The sequence below is a fragment of the Microbacterium hominis genome (assembly GCF_013282805.1).
GTDB classification, from domain to species: domain Bacteria; phylum Actinomycetota; class Actinomycetes; order Actinomycetales; family Microbacteriaceae; genus Microbacterium; species Microbacterium hominis_B.
The window spans coordinates 1036172-1054579 of the sequence record NZ_CP054038.1 but is presented as its reverse complement, the minus strand read 5'-3'; the positions used below and the strand labels follow the sequence as shown (position 1 = coordinate 1054579).

Annotated in this window: 18 protein-coding genes; 10 read left to right on the top strand and 8 right to left on the bottom strand. The window is 73.1% G+C overall.

Annotated elements, in window-relative coordinates; genetic code table 11:
- Positions 1 to 120: 120 nt before the first annotated feature.
- Together HQM25_RS04555 and HQM25_RS04550 are read left to right on the top strand one after the other, a co-directional pair.
- Positions 121 to 1143 carry a lytic transglycosylase domain-containing protein gene (locus HQM25_RS04555; RefSeq protein WP_172989168.1) on the top strand — a complete coding sequence of 341 codons (1023 nt, stop codon included), beginning with the start codon at positions 121 to 123 and terminating at the stop codon, positions 1141 to 1143.
- Between the two features lie 109 nt (positions 1144 to 1252).
- On the top strand, positions 1253 to 2677 hold the full coding sequence (locus tag HQM25_RS04550; protein ID WP_172989167.1) for a carboxylesterase/lipase family protein: 1425 nt from the start codon (positions 1253 to 1255) through the stop codon (positions 2675 to 2677).
- 21 nt (positions 2678 to 2698) lie between these two features.
- Here the strand turns inward: HQM25_RS04550 and HQM25_RS04545 are convergent, their stop codons facing one another.
- The 3 genes from HQM25_RS04545 to HQM25_RS04535 form a co-directional block, all read right to left on the bottom strand.
- A complete protein-coding gene (locus HQM25_RS04545; RefSeq protein ID WP_172989166.1) occupies positions 2699 to 3352 on the bottom strand; it encodes a GyrI-like domain-containing protein in 654 nt (217 codons plus the stop codon).
- A gap of 70 nt (positions 3353 to 3422) precedes the next feature.
- Positions 3423 to 3956: a TetR/AcrR family transcriptional regulator gene (locus tag HQM25_RS04540; protein ID WP_217275194.1), complete on the bottom strand. Its 534-nt coding sequence runs from the start codon at positions 3954 to 3956 to the stop codon at positions 3423 to 3425.
- A 49-nt stretch (positions 3957 to 4005) separates the two neighbouring features.
- Entirely contained in the window at positions 4006 to 6495 is a 2490-nt protein-coding gene (locus HQM25_RS04535; RefSeq protein WP_172989164.1) for a PEP/pyruvate-binding domain-containing protein, read from the bottom strand.
- 584 nt (positions 6496 to 7079) lie between these two features.
- Between HQM25_RS04535 and HQM25_RS04530 the strand changes: the two genes are divergently transcribed.
- The 5 genes from HQM25_RS04530 (at position 7080) to HQM25_RS04510 (ending at position 11242) form a co-directional block, all read left to right on the top strand.
- Positions 7080 to 7283, top strand: a complete 204-nt coding sequence (locus HQM25_RS04530) for a cold-shock protein (RefSeq protein WP_172991510.1) — start codon at positions 7080 to 7082, stop codon at positions 7281 to 7283.
- 357 nt (positions 7284 to 7640) lie between these two features.
- Complete coding sequence (locus HQM25_RS04525) at positions 7641 to 8621, top strand: fatty acid desaturase family protein (protein WP_254359548.1); 981 nt, start codon at positions 7641 to 7643, stop codon at positions 8619 to 8621.
- 74 nt (positions 8622 to 8695) lie between these two features.
- Positions 8696 to 9001, top strand: a complete 306-nt coding sequence (locus HQM25_RS04520) for a hypothetical protein (protein WP_172989163.1) — start codon at positions 8696 to 8698, stop codon at positions 8999 to 9001.
- Positions 9002 to 9173: 172 nt separating this feature from the next.
- Positions 9174 to 9455 (top strand): hypothetical protein, encoded by a 282-nt coding sequence (locus tag HQM25_RS04515; RefSeq protein ID WP_172989162.1) that lies wholly within the window; start codon positions 9174 to 9176, stop codon positions 9453 to 9455.
- Between the two features lie 71 nt (positions 9456 to 9526).
- Positions 9527 to 11242: an AfsR/SARP family transcriptional regulator gene (locus HQM25_RS04510; RefSeq protein ID WP_172989161.1), complete on the top strand. Its 1716-nt coding sequence runs from the start codon at positions 9527 to 9529 to the stop codon at positions 11240 to 11242.
- Here the strand turns inward: HQM25_RS04510 and HQM25_RS17950 are convergent.
- From HQM25_RS17950 to HQM25_RS04495, 3 genes are read right to left on the bottom strand one after another with little or no spacing between them, the layout of a single operon-like run.
- Positions 11217 to 11555 carry a TetR/AcrR family transcriptional regulator gene (locus HQM25_RS17950; RefSeq protein WP_302182839.1) on the bottom strand — a complete coding sequence of 113 codons (339 nt, stop codon included), beginning with the start codon at positions 11553 to 11555 and terminating at the stop codon, positions 11217 to 11219. The two genes, HQM25_RS04510 and HQM25_RS17950, sit on opposite strands and share 26 nt — an antisense overlap.
- Complete coding sequence (locus HQM25_RS04500) at positions 11477 to 13156, bottom strand: ABC1 kinase family protein (RefSeq protein ID WP_172989159.1); 1680 nt, start codon at positions 13154 to 13156, stop codon at positions 11477 to 11479. Before HQM25_RS04500 ends, HQM25_RS17950 begins: the two co-directional genes overlap by 79 nt.
- A 43-nt stretch (positions 13157 to 13199) precedes the next feature.
- Entirely contained in the window at positions 13200 to 13841 is a 642-nt protein-coding gene (locus HQM25_RS04495; protein WP_172989158.1) for a PadR family transcriptional regulator, read from the bottom strand.
- A 368-nt stretch (positions 13842 to 14209) separates the two neighbouring features.
- On the opposite strand from HQM25_RS04495, the gene HQM25_RS04490 reads away from it, so the two are divergent.
- A complete protein-coding gene (locus tag HQM25_RS04490; protein WP_172989157.1) occupies positions 14210 to 14629 on the top strand; it encodes a YciI family protein in 420 nt (139 codons plus the stop codon).
- Between the two features lie 13 nt (positions 14630 to 14642).
- A complete protein-coding gene (locus HQM25_RS04485; RefSeq protein ID WP_172989156.1) occupies positions 14643 to 15890 on the top strand; it encodes an RNA polymerase sigma factor in 1248 nt (415 codons plus the stop codon).
- A 44-nt stretch (positions 15891 to 15934) separates the two neighbouring features.
- Here HQM25_RS04485 and HQM25_RS04480 read toward each other — a convergent pair whose 3' ends face one another.
- Positions 15935 to 17221, bottom strand: a complete 1287-nt coding sequence (locus HQM25_RS04480) for a M18 family aminopeptidase (RefSeq protein ID WP_254359546.1) — start codon at positions 17219 to 17221, stop codon at positions 15935 to 15937.
- Between the two features lie 85 nt (positions 17222 to 17306).
- On the opposite strand from HQM25_RS04480, the gene HQM25_RS04475 reads away from it, so the two are divergent.
- Entirely contained in the window at positions 17307 to 17942 is a 636-nt protein-coding gene (locus HQM25_RS04475) for an LON peptidase substrate-binding domain-containing protein (RefSeq protein ID WP_172989154.1), read from the top strand.
- On the opposite strand, the gene HQM25_RS04470 is transcribed toward HQM25_RS04475, so the two are convergent.
- Positions 17911 to 18402, bottom strand: coding sequence for a DUF427 domain-containing protein (locus HQM25_RS04470; RefSeq protein ID WP_172989153.1), 492 nt, complete (start codon positions 18400 to 18402; stop codon positions 17911 to 17913). The two genes, HQM25_RS04475 and HQM25_RS04470, sit on opposite strands and share 32 nt — an antisense overlap.
- Positions 18403 to 18408 lie beyond the last annotated feature (6 nt).

Here is an 18408-nt window from a genome sequence, read left to right as displayed (position 1 = left end):
CACATGGTTCACCCAGGAAACGTCCTGGAACCGTCCAGACGAGGTCGGCAAACTCGGGGCCTTGCGTCGGCCGTGACCCGTGCGGTCGGTGCCGCTCCCCGATACGGAACCGGTCTCTCCATGCGCTCGAACTCTCCTGATGCCCTCACCCGTCGCGCCCGGCGCGCCCGCCGCCGCTCGACCCGCCGCCTGGCTGCGGTCGCCGCGAGCGTCGCGATCGGCCTGACGGCCACCGTGGGAGCAGCCACCGCGGTGCCCCTGACGTCGGCGCAGGCGCAGGACTCGTTCGGCAGCTTCGAGCTCGCGTCGTACACCACGACGCTCGAGCCGGTCGCCGTCGTCAGCGCCGAGGGCACCGATGACATCTCGACCGCCGCGTACGCCGCGCTCGACGCGACCGACAGCGCGGTGGCCGCCGCGGCGCAGGTCGAGGAGGACATCACCGCCTCGGGCCTGGACATCGGAACCGACGACATCACGATCGACACCGGCGACCTCGCCGACGCCGCGGAGCGCCTGCAGGGCGGCCTGGACATGCCGGCGCCCCTCATCCCCGATCTCACCGACGACGTGACCGCGCTCGTCGCCTCCGTCGAGACGCGGGTGACGGAACTGCGCACCGGCCTCGACGCCGCCATCAAGAAGAAGGCCGAGGAGGAGGCCGCCGAGAAGGCGCGCCGCGAGGCCGAGGCGAAGGCCGCCGCCGAGAAGGCCGCCGCGGAGAAGGCGGCCGCAGAAGCCGCCGCAGCGGCCGCCGCCAATGCCAACGCGAACTCCGGATCATCGTCGGGCACCAGCGCCCCCGCGCCGGCACCGACCTACGCCGCCGCCGGCACGAGCGCGGCCGAGGCGCAGTCGATCGCCCGCAGCATGCTGCCCAGCTTCGGCTGGGGCGACGATCAGTTCGGCTGCCTCGTCTCGCTGTGGAACAAGGAGTCCGGCTGGAACTCTCAGGCCTACAACCCCTCCAGCGGCGCCTTCGGCATTCCCCAGGCGCTGCCCGGCAGCAAGATGGCCTCGGCCGGCGCCGACTGGCAGACCAACGCCGCCACGCAGATCCGCTGGGGCCTGGGCTACATCCAGGGCCGCTACGGCTCGCCCTGCGGTGCATGGGGCCACTCGCAGGCGTACGGCTGGTACTGATCCGTCGCGGCGCCCGGGGGCGCCGGTGAGAGCTCCGGCCTGACACCGCGCGGGCCCGCTACGCTCGGGACCAGCCAGAGGGTCCCCTCAGCGCAGCGAAGGAGCTTCGATGACATCCACGACCCCGTCCGTCGACGTGGAGGTGAGCGTCGGCGCCCTGCGGGGGATCACGACCGACGGCATCCACCGCTTCCTCGGCATCCCGTACGCGCAGCCGCCGATCGGCGACCTGCGGTTCGCGGCGCCGCAGCCGCGCGAGGCCTGGGAGGGCGTGCGCGAAGCGACCGCCTTCGGTCCGGCCGCGCCGCAGACCGCCTACCCGGGCGAGATCGGCGAACTGCTGCCGAGTGTGGACGGCTGGGGCGAGGACATGCTCACCGTCAACGTGTGGGCGCCCGCCGACGCGACGGCGGCCCCGGTGGTGCTGTGGCTGCACGGCGGCGCGCTCGAGCGCGGCAGCGCGAGCCTGAGCGGCTACGACGGCAGCACGTTCGCCCGCGACGGCATCGTGTTCGCGTCGATCAACTACCGCCTGGGCTCGGAGGGCTTCTCGGTGCTCGATGGAGCCCCGCTGAACCTCGGCCTGCGCGACGCCGCGCTGGCACTGGAATGGGTGCACCGCGAGATCGCCGCGTTCGGAGGCGACCCGTCGAGGATCACCCTCATGGGCGAGTCGGCCGGCGGCGCGCTCGTGGCGGCTCTGCTCTCCCGGCCGGAATCGGCACGGCTGGTGGCGGGCGGGATCATCGAATCGGGCCCGCTCGAGGCTGTCGCGCCGGCCAAGGCCGCAGCCGTGACCCGTGGCCTCGCCGCCTCCCTCGGGGTGCCCGCGACGGCCGCCGCGTTCCGCGAGGTCGCCCCTGAGCGGCTGCTCCAGGCGCGCACCGATCAGGCGAAAGGACGATCGGCGTTGAGCGGGGCTCCGAGCTTCCAGCTCGCCCTCGACCCCGACTTCCTCCCGCGGTCGCCGCACGAGGCGCTCGCCGAGGGGGACGTTCCCCTGCTCATCGGCACCAACACCGACGAATACCGGCTCTGGTTCCCTCCCGCGGCGCTGGACGCGATCAGCCCGGTCAAGGCGCTGCTCGCCCGCGCGGCGCTGCGACTGCCGCGCCGTGCCGTCGCGGCCGCGCGCGCCGATGCCCCCGACGCATCCCCCGGCGAGGTGCTGGGCCAGCTGCTCACCGATCGCCTGCTGCGCGCCCCGTTGACGGCGGTGGCGTCGTCGCGGCCCGCGACGACGTACGTGTTCGAGTTCGCGTGGCAGAGCCCCGTGCGCGACCTGCGTGCGGCGCACGCGGTGGAGCTCGGCTTCGTGTTCGACAACGTCGGAGAGCGCGCGTCGGTCTCCCTCAGCGGCCCCGAGGCCCCGCAGGAGCTCGCCACCGAGATGCATCGGGCCTGGGTGTCGTTCATCACCGACGCAGACCCCGGCTGGGAGCCGTTCGGCGCACAGCGACTGACGCGCATCTTCGACACCGGCACCCGAACCGAGCCGCAGCGTCGCACGGGCGTAGTCGACGCGCTCGCGTGACCGGCGCGGCGACGGGCGCGCTCACTCCCCCGGTGGCGCTGCCGCGCCGACGGGGAGCACCGGCTGGCGCAGGATCGTTCGCAGCTTCGCCGGCTCGACGCGCCGGAAGTCGCTGAGGTAGATCTCGTGGTGCCGTCCGGTCATGCGCAGTCCCTGGGCGGGGAGGAACTCGTCGTGCATGCGCGCGAGCACAGGCCCCTCGTCGTCGAACGAGCCCACGTGCAGCGTCTGCACGCAGGTCCCCTCCGCGAGCGTCACCGCCCGCACCGCCCGTGACGCCGGGCTCTTCGCCGCCCCTGCGGCCAGGGCTGCCTCGACGAGCGCGTCATCGACCCACTCCGGCACGAGGATGAGCAGGGTCCACCGCCACCGAGCCTTGTCGCGTCGCGTGGTGAAGGTCGCCATGTCGTCGGCCCACCACAGGCCCTCGAGCGGGGGCACGACGTAGTCGCGGCCGAGCTCCCGCTTGCTGGCGAACTTCAGCGCGTACGCCACCGGGTACAGCGCGGCGATCGCCCCGGTGAACGCCTCGCCGGCCGGCGCTCCCGACCCGTCGATCGCGAGGTAGCGCTGCGGGGGCAGGTCCACGACCTCGAACCGTCCACGGGGAGCGCGGTAGGCCGCGAGATCCTTCTTGAGGTCCCTCTTGGTGTGCGCGCCGGCGGGATCGGACATGCGATGACGCTACCGCCTGGCGCCTACCCCGCTCCGCGCCCGTCGTGGCGATCCCGCGGACGCGAACCGGTCACCCGTCGCGTCGCAGCAGCGGCAGCGCCACCTCGTCGATCACCTCGACGAGGAACGCCTCGTCGAGGTGATCGACGCCCTGGGTCAGGAACCGGTGCTGAATGAGCGCAGGCGCCGCCTGCAGGCGGGTCGGGGCCGGTGCGGGATCGACCGGCTCGCCGCGGGCCGCGGCGCGGGCGACGAGCGTCCGCATCGCCCGCAGGCTGCCGGCGCGGGAGCCGTCGAAGACGCTCGGCGCCGCGGCGTCCCGCAGCGCCTCGGAGACGATGCCGCGCAGCGCCTCCCCCGCCGGACCCTCCATCTGCTGCGCCATCGCGCGGAACGCGGCGAGCAGATCCTCCCGCAGCGTGCTGGGCTCCGGCGGCAGCTCCGGTTCGCCGACCAGGCGATACGCCGCCTCGCGGGCGAGTTCGGCCTTCGTGCGCCACCGCCGGTACACCGACACCTTGCCCGCCCCGGCGCGGCGGGCGACGGCATCCATCGTCATCGCCGCGTAGCCGACCTCCCTCAGCTCCGCGATGGTCGCCGCCACGATCGCCTCCTCGAGCGCGGCGCCCCGTCGGCGGGGGCGCCTCCGGTGATCACCGGAGGCCGGCATCGGGACCCTCGGGGAACACGGCGCCGCGATCACCGTCGACCACCACGCGCGCGCCGTCCTCGAGCACGCTGGTGCCGTCGCCCGTGCCCATCACCGCCGCGATGCCGTACTCCCGCGCGACGATCGCCGCGTGCGAGGCGAGTCCGCCGTTGTCGACCACGACAGCCGCGGCGCGGGCGAACAGCGGCGTCCACGACGGGTTGGTCGCCGCACACACGAGCACTTCCCCGGTGCGCAATGTCGCGAACTCGTCCGGTCCGCGCACGATGCGCACGGGGCCGGCGGCACGCCCGCCTCCGCCGCCGAAGCCGGTGACCAGCGCCCCCGCGACCTCCCGCGTGCGCCGCGCCCCGTAGAGGGTCGTCGGCGCGATCAGCGGCGACCCGGCGAGCTCGCCGTACGCCGCGCGACGCCGTGCGGCCGCGGCCGCCAGCTCGCCGCGCGGATCGCGGGGCGTGGGCAGGTTGCGCAGATCGTCGAGCGTGAGCAGCCACGCGTCGTCGGCATCGGCGAGCACGCCGGCATCCGCGAGCCGCCGGCCGATCTCCTGCACCGCGTGCCGCACGATCGGCATGGTGCGGGTGAGCTCGAAGTGGGTGTCCTCGCGCACCGTCACCGCCGCGGCCGCCGTGTGCACGAGCCGGCGCACCCGGCGCGCCGAGCGCGTCGCGCGGATGAGCGGATGCCTCAGCACCGCCTCGAGCGCGGCGGCGGCCGCCGCGGGATCAGGGCGCCGATCGGCGCCGTCGTCGAGCAGCACCGCCACGAGTGCGAGCACGGTGCCCGGATCGTCCGACCACGTCGGGTCTTTCGGCAGGAGGATGCTCGCGGTCTCGCGGTGTCCGAACTCGGCGAGGAAGGCGTTCAGGCCCTCGCGCACCTCGGCGGCCTCGGGGTCGCGCACGACGAGGTCGTGGAGCTGCGGGCCGCCCAGCCCCCCCGCGCGGCGGGCCAGACCCGGCCGCGCCCGGATGAGCGCGGCCAGCTCCGCCAGCCGCGCGTTCGCAGCCTGCGTCGCGGTGTGCGCGTCGAGCACGAGCGGTGCGAACAGACCCCGCTGCCCGAGCATCGTCAGGAGCACCCGCAGGCGGACCAGCGCCGCGCCCGCCGGCGGCAGGTACTCGACCCGGAGCGCCGTGATGCGGTCGGTGAGGCGGCCCGCGAGATCCGGGATGCCGACCAGCTCGTCCCACGTCAGCTCGCGCACATCGCGCGCGGCGAGGGCGTCGACGTCGGCGCGGAACCCCGCCAGACGCGGGTCTCGCTCCCACGCGCGCGGGTCGCGTCGGAATCGGCCGATCGTGCGCAACAGCGTGCGCGGCACCTGGCGGGTGGGTTCCGGATTCGGCGGCACGAACTGCTGCACGACGCCGTCCACCGCGGGAAGCACATCGCGCAGCGAGAAGCGCGCCCCCACGATGCCGCCGACCAGCCGCTCGACGTGCAGACCGACGTTGGGCTCGATCCACGCGCTCAACTCCATCGGGAACGGACGGCGCGGCACCAGCTCCAGGATGACGGGACCGGTGAGCCGCTGCCGGCGGGTGAGCCGGATGGGCGCGGGCGGAAGGGCCGTCATCGGCCGCGCCTGCAGGATCGCCGGCTCGCCGTCGGCGAAGGCCCATTCGATGTCCTGCGGACGGCCGAAGTGCGCGGCGATGCGGCGGCCGAGCCCCGCGAGCTGGGCCAGCTGCGCGGCGGTCAGGCGCGCGGCATCCTCATCCTCCGCCGCGTGCACCTCCTCGGTGCCGCCGCTCGCGCGCTGGCGGATCACGGTGCCGGCACGGCCCGCACGGCGCTCGATCACCGTGCCATCGGTGCCGAGCACGGCATGATCGGGGGTCACCAGGCCCGACACCACCGCCTCACCGAGCCCGGGACTGGAATCGATGACCGTGCGATCCCGCCGACCCGTGACAGGATCGGCGGTGAACAGCACACCGGCGAGGTCGGCGGGGACCATGCGCTGCACGACGACGGCGATCGCCACCGCGTTCTCGTCGATACCGAGCCGCGCGCGGTAGGCGACAGCCCGCTCCGTGCGCAGCGACGCCCAGCACCGCTGCACGGCGTCGAGCACGGCATCCTCGCCCTCGATGCCGAGGAACGTGTCCTGCTGACCGGCGAACGCGGCGCCGGGGAGGTCTTCCGCGGTCGCACTGGAGCGCACGGCGACCCTGCCGCCGCCCAGACCCGCGTATGCGGATCGGATGCTCTCGCCCACCTCCTCGGGCAGCGGCACACCGCGCACGGCGTCGGGCACGCGCGCGGCGGCGTCGTCGCGCCCGGAGGCGTCGACCCCCGCCGCCACTGCCGTGACCGCGGCCCGGTAGGCGGCCGTCGAGACGACGAACCCCGGGGGCACCGCGAAGCCCGCGCGGACGAGTTCGCCGAGGTTCGCCCCCTTGCCGCCGGCGGTCTCGAGATCGGCCGCGGAGAGGTCGGCGAGCGGGAGGCACCACGACGAGCTCATGCGCCCAGCCTAGATAGTGAACGACTCGTTCACAATAAACGTGTCGCGAATCCGCCGTGCTACGCTTGCCGGGCCTCTCGCGCCTCCTCCGCTCTCCGCGGAGATGCATCTCACGTGGACGCCGATCGTCCTGAACGACGCGGTCCGCCCTCAGCTTTCGACACTCGCGCACCGCCCGCGTCCACGCGGCGCCGAAGCGCACCCCACTATTGACTCTCATCACTTCATCCCCCAGCCTCGCGGCCCCCGTCGCCGCGCGCGCGACCTCGATCGCCGCGCCCGCGGCCTCCCTCGCCGCGCCCGCGCTCGACTGGCGCCAGGCCGATGACGACGTGTACGTCGCGACCCGCGCCGGCGAATACGCCGGCTTCGTCGCGGTCACGCCGCGCGGCTTCGAGGCTCACAGCGCCACCGGCACCGACCTCGGCCTGCACGAGACGCGCGACCTCGCCCTCCGGGCGGTCGCCGCACCGCTCGCGCTGGCTGCGCCCACGTGCCACCCGCGCCACATCCGTCCGCTCCGCACACGTCGGAGGGGCACCATGGGCCGCTCGCGCGGCCCCCGCAGAAAAAGGAAAGACACGATGGCCACTGGCACCGTGAAATGGTTCAACTCCGAGAAGGGCTACGGCTTCATCGCACCCGATGACGGCTCGGCCGACCTGTTCGCGCACTTCAGCGCGATCACTGGCGAGGGCTTCAAGGAGCTCCGCGAGACGCAGAAGGTCGAATTCGACGCCGAGCGTGGCCCCAAGGGCATGCAGGCCGCGAACATCCGGCCCCTCTGATCCCGCCATCCGCCCGGGTCGACCTGCACGGTCGGCCCGGGCGGACGCATGTCCGCCACCGACGCACCATCCCCTCGACGCACCATCCCCTCGACGCACCGATGTGCGACTGCGGCCCGCAGGGTCATATGCCGGTCGCGCCATGATGCACCCCGTAGCCTGGCACCAGCGATCGGCAACCGCCTTTGGCTCCGCACGGCCGCAGCGGTCACGATCGAAACCGGGTGCACCATCTCCTCCACCACCCTCGAGCCTCGGCTCGGACCCGTCCGCCAGACCTACTCCGGCACACGGGAGTTCCCGCCCCTCACCCGCGCGTACACCGACGTCGCGCAGGTCGTCCGCGAGACCGGGCTGATGGGCCGCACGCCATGGTTCTACGGGATCGTCGGCATCGTCCTCGCCCTCGCCTTCGGAGGCGTCGTGACCGGGTTCGTGCTGCTCGGCGACAGCTGGTTCCAGCTGCTGATGGCCGGCGCCCTCGGCATCCTCTTCACCCAGGTGGCGTTCCTCTCGCACGAGGCGGCCCACCGCCAGATCCTCTCCTCCGGCCCCGCCAACGACCGCCTCGCACGACTGCTCGGCAACGGCGTGGTCGGCATGAGCTACTCCTGGTGGGCCCACAAGCACACCCGGCACCACGGAAACCCCAACCGGGTCGGCAAGGATCCCGACATCGAGATCGACACGATCTCGTTCCTCGACACCGACGCCGCCTCCGCGCGGGGCCTGCGTCGCCTGATCACGAAGCGCCAGGGGTGGCTGTTCTTCCCCCTGCTGACCCTCGAGGGCCTCAACCTCCACGCGCTCGCCTTCCGCCACCTCTTCAGCCGGGAGCCGGTGAAGGGCCGCTGGATCGAGCTCGGTCTGCTCGCCGCGCGCTTCGCGATCTTCGTCGCGCCGGTGTTCGTCTTCCTCCCGATCGGCATGGCCTTCGCGTTCTTCGGCGTGCAGGTCGCGGTGTTCGGCGTGTACATGGGCGCCTCGTTCGCACCGAACCACAAGGGGATGCCGGTCATCGCGCCCGACGCGAAGCTCGACTTCTTCAGCAAGCAGGTGCGCACCTCGCGGAACGTCCGCGGCGGCTGGTGGGCGACGTGGCTCATGGGCGGCCTCAACTACCAGATCGAGCACCACCTGTTCCCGAGCATGGCGCGCCCCCACCTCGCGAAGGCCCGCGAGATCGTGCGCGACCAGTGCCGTCATCTGGACGTGCCCTACGCGGAGACCTCGCTCTGGCGGTCGTACGCCATCGTGATCCAGTACCTGAACCGCGTCGGCCTCGCCGCGCGCGATCCGTTCGACTGCCCCGTGACCGCGGAGTACCGCCGCGCCTGACCGCCGCCGCGCGGAACGCCGACCGCGTGGATGCCTCGAAGGAGGCATCCACGCGGTCGGCGTATGCTCGGTCCGTGGACATGGGACAGACCATCGGGTGGGGCATCATCACGCTCCTGTGCGCGCTGCCCGTGTACTTCGTGTGGCACATGATCGACGCGCGGCGGCATGGCCGGCGACCGCGTGTCTCATCGGGAGCTGTGATGGGCGTCGACGAGGTCTTCCACCCGTCCGGCGCACACGCGCGCGATGTCTGGGACGCCGAGCAGATCCTCCCGGCACCCGCCCCCACCCCCGGAGACGGCCCGGGCGTGATCACCGGCAACCGCATCGTGATCGACACCGGCCTGCGCCACGAGGCGTCCCGCGACCACCGGTAGCCGCAAGCGCTGCCCCTCGCCGTCCGGCAGCCGTCGGGATCGGTCGCTCCGCCGCACTCCCGGACGCCGTGTGACGAGCGCCCCACGGAGAATCTGCACGGTCACACGCCCCGTCACACGGCGGGCTCGGATGCTGGCTTCACACAGTCCGAGACCCACCGAAGGGCACATCATGAGCACCATCGACCTGGCCGTCGTCCTCGAAGACCTGGCCTATGCCGTCGCTGAGCACGGCACCGCCGCGCACCGCGGCGAACTCGAATTCCTCGCCGTCGAGGCGCACGACGACGCACCGGCTGCTGCCGACGCCCTCGTCGACTGGACGGCGAACGAGGTCACGCGGCTGCGCGCGTTCGGCCTCGTGCACGGCGCGATCCTGCGCCAGATGCACGCCGACCGGAGCATGGAGACCTCGATGCGGCGGGTCAGCGAGCTCTACCGCCTTGCCGCCTGAGGTCTCTGCGCAGTCCGCCGACGTGCGCGCCGCACTACCGTCCCGGCGGCCGACCCCGATACCGTGAGGCCGTGCTGCGGATCCAGCTGATCGGCCGCCCCGGCGCCGACCGCGACGGGAAGCGGGTCGCGGGTCCGCGCGGGCACAAGTCGTGGGCGCTGCTGGGCCGCCTCGCGCGATCGGCCGATGCCGTGCCGCGCCAGGTGCTCGTCGAGGAGCTGTTCGCCGAGGCCGACGATCCGCAGGCAGCCCTCCGCTGGACGCTCGCGGAGCTGCGGCGGAGCCTCGGCGAACCCCAGGCGGTCAGTGGCAACCCCGTGATCCTGGGGCTCGACGACGCCTGGATCGATGCGCGGCACATCTCGCCCGACACCGTCGCGCGCGGCATCCCGCTCGGGGGCTTCCTCGACGGGGTCGAGGTGCGCGGCTCGCCCGGATTCGAGTCCTGGCTGCTCGTCGAGCGCAGCCGCATCGACGGCGAGGTGTCCGAGGCGCTGCGACAGGCCGCACTGCAGTCGATCTCGGCGCGCCGCTTCGACGCCGCCGCCGACCTCGGACGCGCGATGGTCGCCCGCACACCGCTCAACGAAGGCGCCCACGTCGTGCTCGTCAAAGCCCTCGCCACTGCCGGGGAGAGGGATGCCGCGCTGCAGCAGGTCAGGGCGTCGGAGGCCCTCTTCCTCGCGGAGACCGGCGCCGCCCCCTCGCGCGCGATCCGCGATGCCGCCCGCGCACCCGCGACCCGTCCCGCGCTCGGGATTCCGGCGCGCGCGACCGCGATCTCGCTGCAGCGGGCCGGGCTCGCGGCGGTCTCGGCGGGCGCGGCGGACGCCGGCATCGAGAGCCTGCGCGCGGCCGCCGAGGCGGCGGAGAGCACCGGAGACGCCGCGCTCGAGGGCCGCTGCCTCACGGAGCTGGGCACGGCACTGGTGCACTCGGTGCGGGGCTACGACGACGAGGGCGCCGTGGTGCTCCGGCGCGCGGCGGACCAGTCCCACCGCGCGGGCGACCGGGCGACGGAAGCGACGGCCCTCGCCGAGCTCGCCTACCTCGACCTGCTCGCCGGGCGCCGTGCGAGCGCCGTCTCGAGCCTCCGCGCCGCGCGGGCGCTGCACCACGACGACCCCGAGCTGACGGCGCGTCTGGCCGGCTTCGAGGGCATGAACCTCAATGACGAAGGGAGTCTCGAGGAGGCATCCGCACGCTTTCACGAGGCCGTCGCGCTGGCGCAGGCCGCGCAGGCGCCGGCGCGGGAGGCGTGGATCCTCGGCGTCGGCGCGCGTACGCAGTACCTGCGCGGTGACTACGACGCTGCGGAGGAATGGGGGCGGCGCTCGTGCGAGCTGGCCGCCGTGCACTGGACCGCGTTCGTCCCGTGGCCGGAGGCCTGGCGGGCGCACGTGCGCCTCGCACGCGGTGACGACCCCGACCAGGTGCGGGAGCAGCTGTCGGGCACCTTCGCGATGGCCTGCCAGATCGGCGACCCGTGCTGGGAGTCGATCTCGGCGAAGGCGCTGGCCGAGACGTACGAGGTCGAAGGCGACCACGACCGCGCCCTCGACTGGCTCGACCGGGCGATGGCGCAGTTCCGGCGCAAGAACGACACCTACGTGTGGGTCGCGATCGAGATCCTCGCGACCCAGGCACGCGTGGCGCTCGCCGCGGGCGACCTCGAGCGCGCCGACCGCGCCGCCCGCCAGGCGGTGGCCGACGCGGCGACCCACGGCATGGATGAACTTCTCGGCCGGGCGCTGCGCACCCTCACCGACGTCGGCGCGGCGCGCTGAACCGCGCGTCGGCGCGGCGCGCTGAACCGCGCGTCGCCTCGCCGACGCGGCGGAAGCTGTCGCGGTACACCGCCTCGAGCAGCCCGTCCTTGCCGCCGAACAGCGAGTAGATCGCAGACGTCGGCGTTCCCTCGCCGGCGGCGAGCGTGCGCAGCGATAGCGCACCCACCCCGTCGCGGGCGATCGTGTCGGCGGCGGCGATGATCAGCCGTTCGCGCAGCGCATCGTCGTGTCTCAGCGCGCGCGGCCGAGCCCTGCCAGCACCGCGTGCAGTCCCGGCCCGGCCGAGATGATCATCAGGGCCGTGCCCCACGCCATGTCGTCGGCGCGCAGGAGCACACCGGCGATGAGCAGGCCGGCGAAGAGCACGGCCGACACCAGGCGTCGCCCGAGCCGCTCGAGGCGGCGCAGGCGCGCATCCACCCGCGGCGCCTCGACCGCCACCCGCCCCTCCTCGAAGCGCGTCGCGAGGTCGTCGAGCCGGCGCGGGAGCCGCGCGGCGACGCCCGCCACCGCGACCGCCTCCTTGGCGAACGCGCGCACCGTGCGCCCGCCCTCGTCGCGCAGCAGCTGCTGGGCGTAGGGCTCGACGGCATCCCAGATGTTGAAGTCCGCATCCAGCGAGCTGCACATGCCCGACGTCAGCGAGATCGCCCGCACGATGAGCAGGAAGTTCTCGGGAAGCTGGAACGGCATCGCCCGCATGGTGTCGCCGAACTCGCGGGCGAACTCGCGGAACTCCCGCTCGTCCACCCGCTGCAGCTCGGCGAAGCCCATGCCCCCGAACCGGTCGAACAGCGCGGTCATCACCCGCTCCAGCTCGGCGGTGTCGGCCGAGGGAAGCAGCGCGCCGACGTCGCGGATGCTCTCCACCAGCTGTTTGCCGTTGCGGGACGCGACCGCGATGATCACGCGCCGCAGCCCCGCCCGCAGGCGGTCGGGCACCTCGCCCATCATCCCGAAGTCGACGAAGGTGAAGCGCCACGCGCGGTCGCCGAACGAACCCGGCGTGACGAAGATGTTGCCCGGGTGCGGGTCCGCGTGGAAGTAGCCGTCCACGAACAGCTGATCGAACATGACCGCCGCGAACTCCGCCGCCACCTGCGACGGATCGATGCCGGCCGCACGGAGCCCCTCGACGTCGTTGATCTTGACGGCGGTGACGTCCTCGAGGGTGAGCACGCGGTCGGTCGAGCGCTCCCACGCCACCTCGGGCGCGCCCACGCGGGGATCGCCCGCGAAGTTCGCGCGGAATCGCTCGGCGTTGCGCGCCTCGTGCCGGTAGTCGATCTCCTCGCGGCTGGTCTCGGCGAACTCCTCGATGAGCGCCGGCAGGTCGACGTGCTCGCGCACGATGCGCACACGGTCGAGCCAGCGGGCGACCCTCCGCAGCGCGGTGAGGTCGACCGTGACGATCTCCTCGATGCCCGGCCGCTGCACCTTGACGACGACCGCGGCGAACCCGGTGTCGGCCGCCTCGGCCTCGGTCAGCTGCGCCCGGTGGGCCTGGCCGAGGGATGCCGCCGCCACCGGCACCGGCTCGAACGACGCGTAGGCCCGGGCCAGCGGCATCCCCAGTTCCGCCTCTGCGAGGGTGCGGATCTGATCGAACGGCACCGCGGGCACTTCGTCCTGCAGACCCTCGAGCTCCCTCGTGATCTCGGGCGGCAGCACGTCCAGCCGTGAGGAGAGGAACTGCCCGACCTTGATCATGAGGCCGCCGAGATCCACGGCGAGGCCGTGGAAGCTGCGGGCGATGCGCTGCAGGCGCTTGGCGCGGCCCCGCGCGGCGGCATCGCCGAGGCCGATGCGGGGCAGCACGAGTTCGAACCACCAGGCCTGCACCATGTACCGCCATGCGAACAGCATGATGCGGCGGTAGCGCGCGCGATGCTCGCCGGCGACGGTCGTCATGCGTCCATCATGCCGACCCGGAGTCGCGACGGTGGGGCGGCGGTCACTCCTGGGCGAGGATCGCGTACATCTTGCGGCGCGCCTCGTCGAGCACGGCCACCGCTTCCTCGACCTGCTCGCGCGACCCGGTGCGCCCGACGGTCGCCGTCGCCTGGGCCAGCTTCGCCCCGGCCTTGGGCAGTGCGGCGGCGCGCGCGGCATCCTTCATCCCGCTCGATTCCCAGGGGGCGGCGCCGTGCGCCGATTCGGCCTCTGCGCGACCGGCCTCGGTGAGCGAGTAGACCTTCTTGCCTCCGGACTCCTCGGCGGAGATCAGGCCCTCGTCGGACAGCATCTGCAGCGTCGGATACACCGAGCCGGGGCTCGGCTTCCAGACGCCGCCGCTGCGCTCCTCGATCTCGCGGATGATCTGGTACCCGTGCATCGGCCCCTCGAGCAGCAGCGCGAGCACCGCCGCCCGCACGTCGCCGCGCCCCATGCGCGAGCCGAAGCCCGGACCGCCGAATCCGGGTCCGTGCCCGAAGCCCTGCCCGAAGCCCGACCCCGCGCCGCCGAAGTTCTTCTCGAACCCTTCGCGCAGCTGGTCGAGCGCGTCCCACAGGCCGCCGCCGCCCCAGCCGGGACCACCCGGGCCGCGTCGCGGCCCCTGCTGCTCGCTGCCGTCGTTCGTGTACGAGTCGTTCATGGCGACCTCCTCGATCGGATGCTGCGCCCATCGTCGGGCGATACCTACCGATATATCGCTGAGCGAGCCGGAATGCGAGGGATCTGGGCGAACTCACACCGCGTTGCCAGGCTCGGGCGCGCCGCTCGCCGGGTGCGGCATCCCGTCGGCCGCGCCGCAGATCCGGAAACCGGACACCCGCGCGTTTACCGGAGCGAACGGCCGGATTCGTCCGGAACGCGCTGTGCGATCCGGTTTCCGGATCGGGCGACAGGGGCGCGAGTGGATGCTGCGCAGAGAAGTTCGCGGGCGATGTCGATTCCGCGCGCGGCCGTTCGACGCGATAGTGAGAGGGGACGACAGAGCCCCGCCGAACAGGGAGAACGACGATGAAGCACATGCTGATCATGCGAGCCACCGCCGAAGCCGTGCAGAGCTACGAGGAGATGGACTTCGAGGCCGTCATCAACGCGATGGGAAAGTACAACGAGGCGATGATCACGGCGGGCGTCATGGTCGCCGGCGACGGCCTGGCGCCCGAGCCGGGCTACGTGATCGATTTCGCCGGCGAGACGCCGATCGTGAGCGACGGCCCCTACGGCGAGGTGCACGAGCTGTTCAACGGGTTCTGGATCATCCAGACCAACACCGCCGAGGAGGCGCTGGAGTGGGCCAAGCGGTGCCCGCTCGGCCCGGGCAGCAAGCTGGAGGTGCGCCGCGTCACCGACGAGAGCGACTTCGCCGACTACGCCGACAACGAGTACATCCAGAAGGAGAAGGAGTGGCGCGGCGAGCCCGCCGGCGCCTGATCCCCGCACCGGCATGGACGACACCCGGCGCACGGTCGAGGCCGTCTGGCGCATCGAGGGCCTGCGGATCACGGCGTCCGTGGCCAAGATGACCGGCGACCTCGGCCTCGCCGAGGATGTCGCGCAGGATGCGGTGCTCGAAGCACTCACCGCGTGGCCGCGCGACGGCATCCCGGACAATCCCGGCGCGTGGCTGACCGCGGTGGCCAAGCGCCGCGCCATCGACACCTGGCGACGGCGCGAACGGCTCGACGAGCGCTACGCGGCGATCGCGCACACGCTCGACGAGGCGACCGAGCAGGAGTGGGCGCCGATCGACGACGACGTGCTGCGGCTCGTCTTCACGGCATGCCATCCGGTGCTCTCACGCGAGTCGCAGGTCGCCCTCACGCTGCGCGTGGTCGCGGGCCTGTCGACGGAGGAGATCGCGCGCATGCTGCTGACCACCGTGCCGACGGTGCAGGCGCGCATCACGCGGGCCAAGAAGTCGCTCGCCGCCGCCCGCGTGCCCTTCGAGACCCCCGACCCGGGTGAGTGGATGCCGCGCCTGTCCGCCGTGCTCGGCGTGGTGTACCTCGTCTTCACGGAGGGCTATGCGGCCACCTCCGGCGACCGCTGGGTGCGCCCCGATCTCGCCGACGAGGCGCTGCGACTCGGCAGGATCGTGGCGGCCCTCCTCCCCCGCGAGCCGGAGCCGCTCGCGCTGGTGGCGCTCATGGAGTTCCAGCGCTCGCGATTCGCGGCCCGCGAATCCCGCTCGGGTGCACCGGTGCTGCTGGCCGACCAGGACCGCAGCCGGTGGGACCGCGGGCAGATCGCGCGGGCGATCGACCTGCTCCGGCGCGCGGATGCCGCCGCGTCCACGCGCGGGTCGGGGCGCGGCCCCTATGCGCTGCAGGCGGCGATCGCGCAGTGCCACGCGGTGGCGCCGAGTGTCGCGGAGACCGACTGGCCCCGCATCGTCGTGCTCTACGAGGTGCTCGGGCGGATCGCCCCGAGTCCGGTCGTGGAGCTCAACCGCGCCGCGGCGGTGTCGATGGCCTCCGGCCCCGCCGATGCGCTGCCGATCGTCGACGCCCTCGAGGAGTCCGGCGCCCTGCGCGGCAGCCACCTCGTGCCGAGCGTGCGCGGCGAGCTCCTCGCGCAGCTCGGGCGACGCGAGGAGGCCCGCGCCGAACTGCTCACCGCCGCGAGCCTCACCGGCAACGCCGCGCAGCAGCGCGTGCTGCGCGAGAAGGCGGATGCGCTCGCCCCGCACTGAACCGGCGGGCCGTGCACGACGTGCGGCGGCCCGCTGCCGGATGCTCAGCCGCGGAAGAACACCTCGGCGACCCGCGCGAGGTCCCACAGATCGCTCACGCCCGCGAGCTCCCGCGCCGAGTGCATCGACAGGATCGGAATGCCGACATCCACCGTGCGGATGCCGAGCCGGGTCGCGGTGATCGGTCCGATCGTCGACCCGCACGGCACGCCGTTGTTCGAGACGAACTCCTGACTGTGCACGCCGGCCTCGGCGCACCACGTGTTCCAGGCAGCCGCCCCCGCGGCATCCGTCGCATACCGCTGATTGGCGTTGATCTTGAGGATCGGGCCGGAGCCGAGCATCGGCTGCACGACCGGGTCGTGCTTGTCGGCGTAGTTGGGGTGCACCGAGTGCCCGACGTCGCTGGAGACGCACCACGACGCGGCGAGCGCGCGCAGCTGCTGCTCGCGGTCGGCGCCGAGCGAGAGCCACAGGCGCTCGAGCACATCGGACAGGAACGGCCCCGCGGCGCCGGAGCGGGTGCCCGAGCCGACTTCCTCGTGGTCGAAGACGGCGAGCATCGCGATGTGGTCGGCGTCGAAGCCGTCGGCCGCGCGCTCCAGCGCGACCACCCCCGCGTGCACCGAGGCGAGGTCGTCGAGGCGTCCCGAGGCGAAGAACACGTCGTCGAGCCCGAACGTGGCGCCCCGCGCGGCGTCGGCGGTGACGATGTCGTACCCGCGGATGCGGGCGGCATCCACTCCCGCCTCTCGGGCGAGCTCGCCGAGGATGTCGGCCGAGTCGGAGGCGCCCAGGCCCCACACCGGCTGGGTCTGGGACTGCTTGTCGAGGGCGAGCCCGCTGTTGACGTCGCGGTCGAGGTGGATCGCCAGCTGCGGCAGGCGCAGCAGCGGCCCCGTCGCGGCGAGCGCGGTGGAGCCGTCGTCGAGCACCAGGCGCCCCGCGAGGCGCAGCTCGCGGTCGAGCCAGGAGTTCAGCAGCGGGCCGCCGTAGATCTCCACGCCCGCCTGCAGCCACCCGAGCTTGCCCGTGGTGGGCTTGGGCTTGAGCTTGAAGGCGGGTGAGTCGCTGTGCGCCCCGAAGATGCGCACGCCCGTCGACGCCGTCGCCGACGGCGGGACCACCCACGCGAGCACCGCTCCGTCGCGCACGACGAGGAACCTCCCGCCCGCCGGCGCCGGCCAGGCCGCGGCCTCGTCGAGGCGCGTGAACCCCGCACTCTCCAGGCGGGCGGCCACCTCGGCGGCGGCATGGAAGCTGGACGGGGATGCCTCGACGAACGCGGCCAGATCGGCGGCGTGCGCGAGGGTCTCGGGTGCTGCGGGCACGACGAGCCTCCTGGGTGTGTTCGGGGGTGCTTCGATCGTACGCGGCGCACGCCCGCATCGAGCGTCGGCCTGGTTGACTGGGCGCATGGGCGAGATGTCGATGTTCCCGTTGGGGTCGGTGCTGTTCCCGGCCACGCCCCTGATGCTGCGCCTCTTCGAGCCGCGCTACCTCACGATGCTCGGACGCCTGCTCGAGCGGGAGAACCCCGAGTTCGGCGTCGTGCTGATCGAGCGCGGCAGCGAGGTGGGCGGCGGCGAGCAGCGATCCACGATCGGCACCGTCGCACGCATCGTGAAGGTGGATGCCGCCGCCGAGGCGATGTACCTCGTCGCCGTCGGCGACAGCCGGTTCGAGGTGGCTCGCTGGCTCGATGACGACCCGCACCCGATGGCCGAGGTGGTCGCACTCCCTCCGCTCGAGTGGGACGAGGCGCTCGCGCCCCTGCGCGCCGAGGCGGAGGCGATCGTGCGACGTGTGGCTGCGCGCGTGGCATCCACCGGCGATCCCGAGATCGCCGACGTGCGCTGGGACGCCGACGCGCCGATCTCGGACGACCCCGTGGAGTCCTCGTGGCAGCTCGCGGCGATCGCGCCGCTGGGCGAACTCGACCGTCAGAAGCTGCTGCGCTCCACGACGCTCGGCGGGCTGCTGCGACGGCTCATCGACCTCACGCTCGAGGTCGACGAGATCACCAGCCCATCGACCCCGGACCGCCCTTGAAGGGGCCGACGATCTCCGGAGTGATCCATCCCCCGTAGAAGCGACCCGGCTGCGGGACGACCTCGATCCCGTCGACCTCGCACCGGTCCATCTGCTGCGCGTACACGGCGACACGGCCGACGAGAACCTCGAAGCCGGGGGTCGGGGTGGGATAGGTCCACGCCGCCCGGGAACGGGTCTGGCCGCCGCCGTGCACGTCGAAATACCCTGCCGCGCCCTTGAACTCGCAGAACGACGAGCCGTCGCCGGCGGTCAGCGCCCCCGGCGCGAAATCGGCGATCGGGAGGTAGTACACGGGCGGATGGCTCGTCTCGAGCACCCGCACGACGTCGCCGGTGTCGACGATCTCCGCACCGCCGAGCACGATGCGCACGCGCCGATCAACGCGCTCGACGCGCGGCGGGCGCGGATAGTCCCAGACGGATTCCTGACCGGGGGCGACGGGGTCACGCTGCGGCATACCGCT

Coding starts and splice junctions, on each gene's coding strand:
- HQM25_RS04555 (WP_172989168.1), top strand. CDS start 121: ATGCGCTCGAACTCTCCTGATGCCCTCACCCGTCGCGCCCGGCGCGCC.
- HQM25_RS04550 (WP_172989167.1), top strand. CDS start 1,253: ATGACATCCACGACCCCGTCCGTCGACGTGGAGGTGAGCGTCGGCGCC.
- HQM25_RS04545 (WP_172989166.1), bottom strand. CDS start 3,352: ATGTCCGATCCCGCCGGCGCGCACACCAAGAGGGACCTCAAGAAGGAT.
- HQM25_RS04535 (WP_172989164.1), bottom strand. CDS start 6,495: ATGAGCTCGTCGTGGTGCCTCCCGCTCGCCGACCTCTCCGCGGCCGAT.
- HQM25_RS04530 (WP_172991510.1), top strand. CDS start 7,080: ATGGCCACTGGCACCGTGAAATGGTTCAACTCCGAGAAGGGCTACGGC.
- HQM25_RS04525 (WP_254359548.1), top strand. CDS start 7,641: ATGGGCCGCACGCCATGGTTCTACGGGATCGTCGGCATCGTCCTCGCC.
- HQM25_RS04515 (WP_172989162.1), top strand. CDS start 9,174: ATGAGCACCATCGACCTGGCCGTCGTCCTCGAAGACCTGGCCTATGCC.
- HQM25_RS04500 (WP_172989159.1), bottom strand. CDS start 13,156: ATGACGACCGTCGCCGGCGAGCATCGCGCGCGCTACCGCCGCATCATG.
- HQM25_RS04495 (WP_172989158.1), bottom strand. CDS start 13,841: ATGAACGACTCGTACACGAACGACGGCAGCGAGCAGCAGGGGCCGCGA.
- HQM25_RS04490 (WP_172989157.1), top strand. CDS start 14,210: ATGAAGCACATGCTGATCATGCGAGCCACCGCCGAAGCCGTGCAGAGC.
- HQM25_RS04485 (WP_172989156.1), top strand. CDS start 14,643: ATGGACGACACCCGGCGCACGGTCGAGGCCGTCTGGCGCATCGAGGGC.
- HQM25_RS04475 (WP_172989154.1), top strand. CDS start 17,307: ATGGGCGAGATGTCGATGTTCCCGTTGGGGTCGGTGCTGTTCCCGGCC.
- HQM25_RS04470 (WP_172989153.1), bottom strand. CDS start 18,402: ATGCCGCAGCGTGACCCCGTCGCCCCCGGTCAGGAATCCGTCTGGGAC.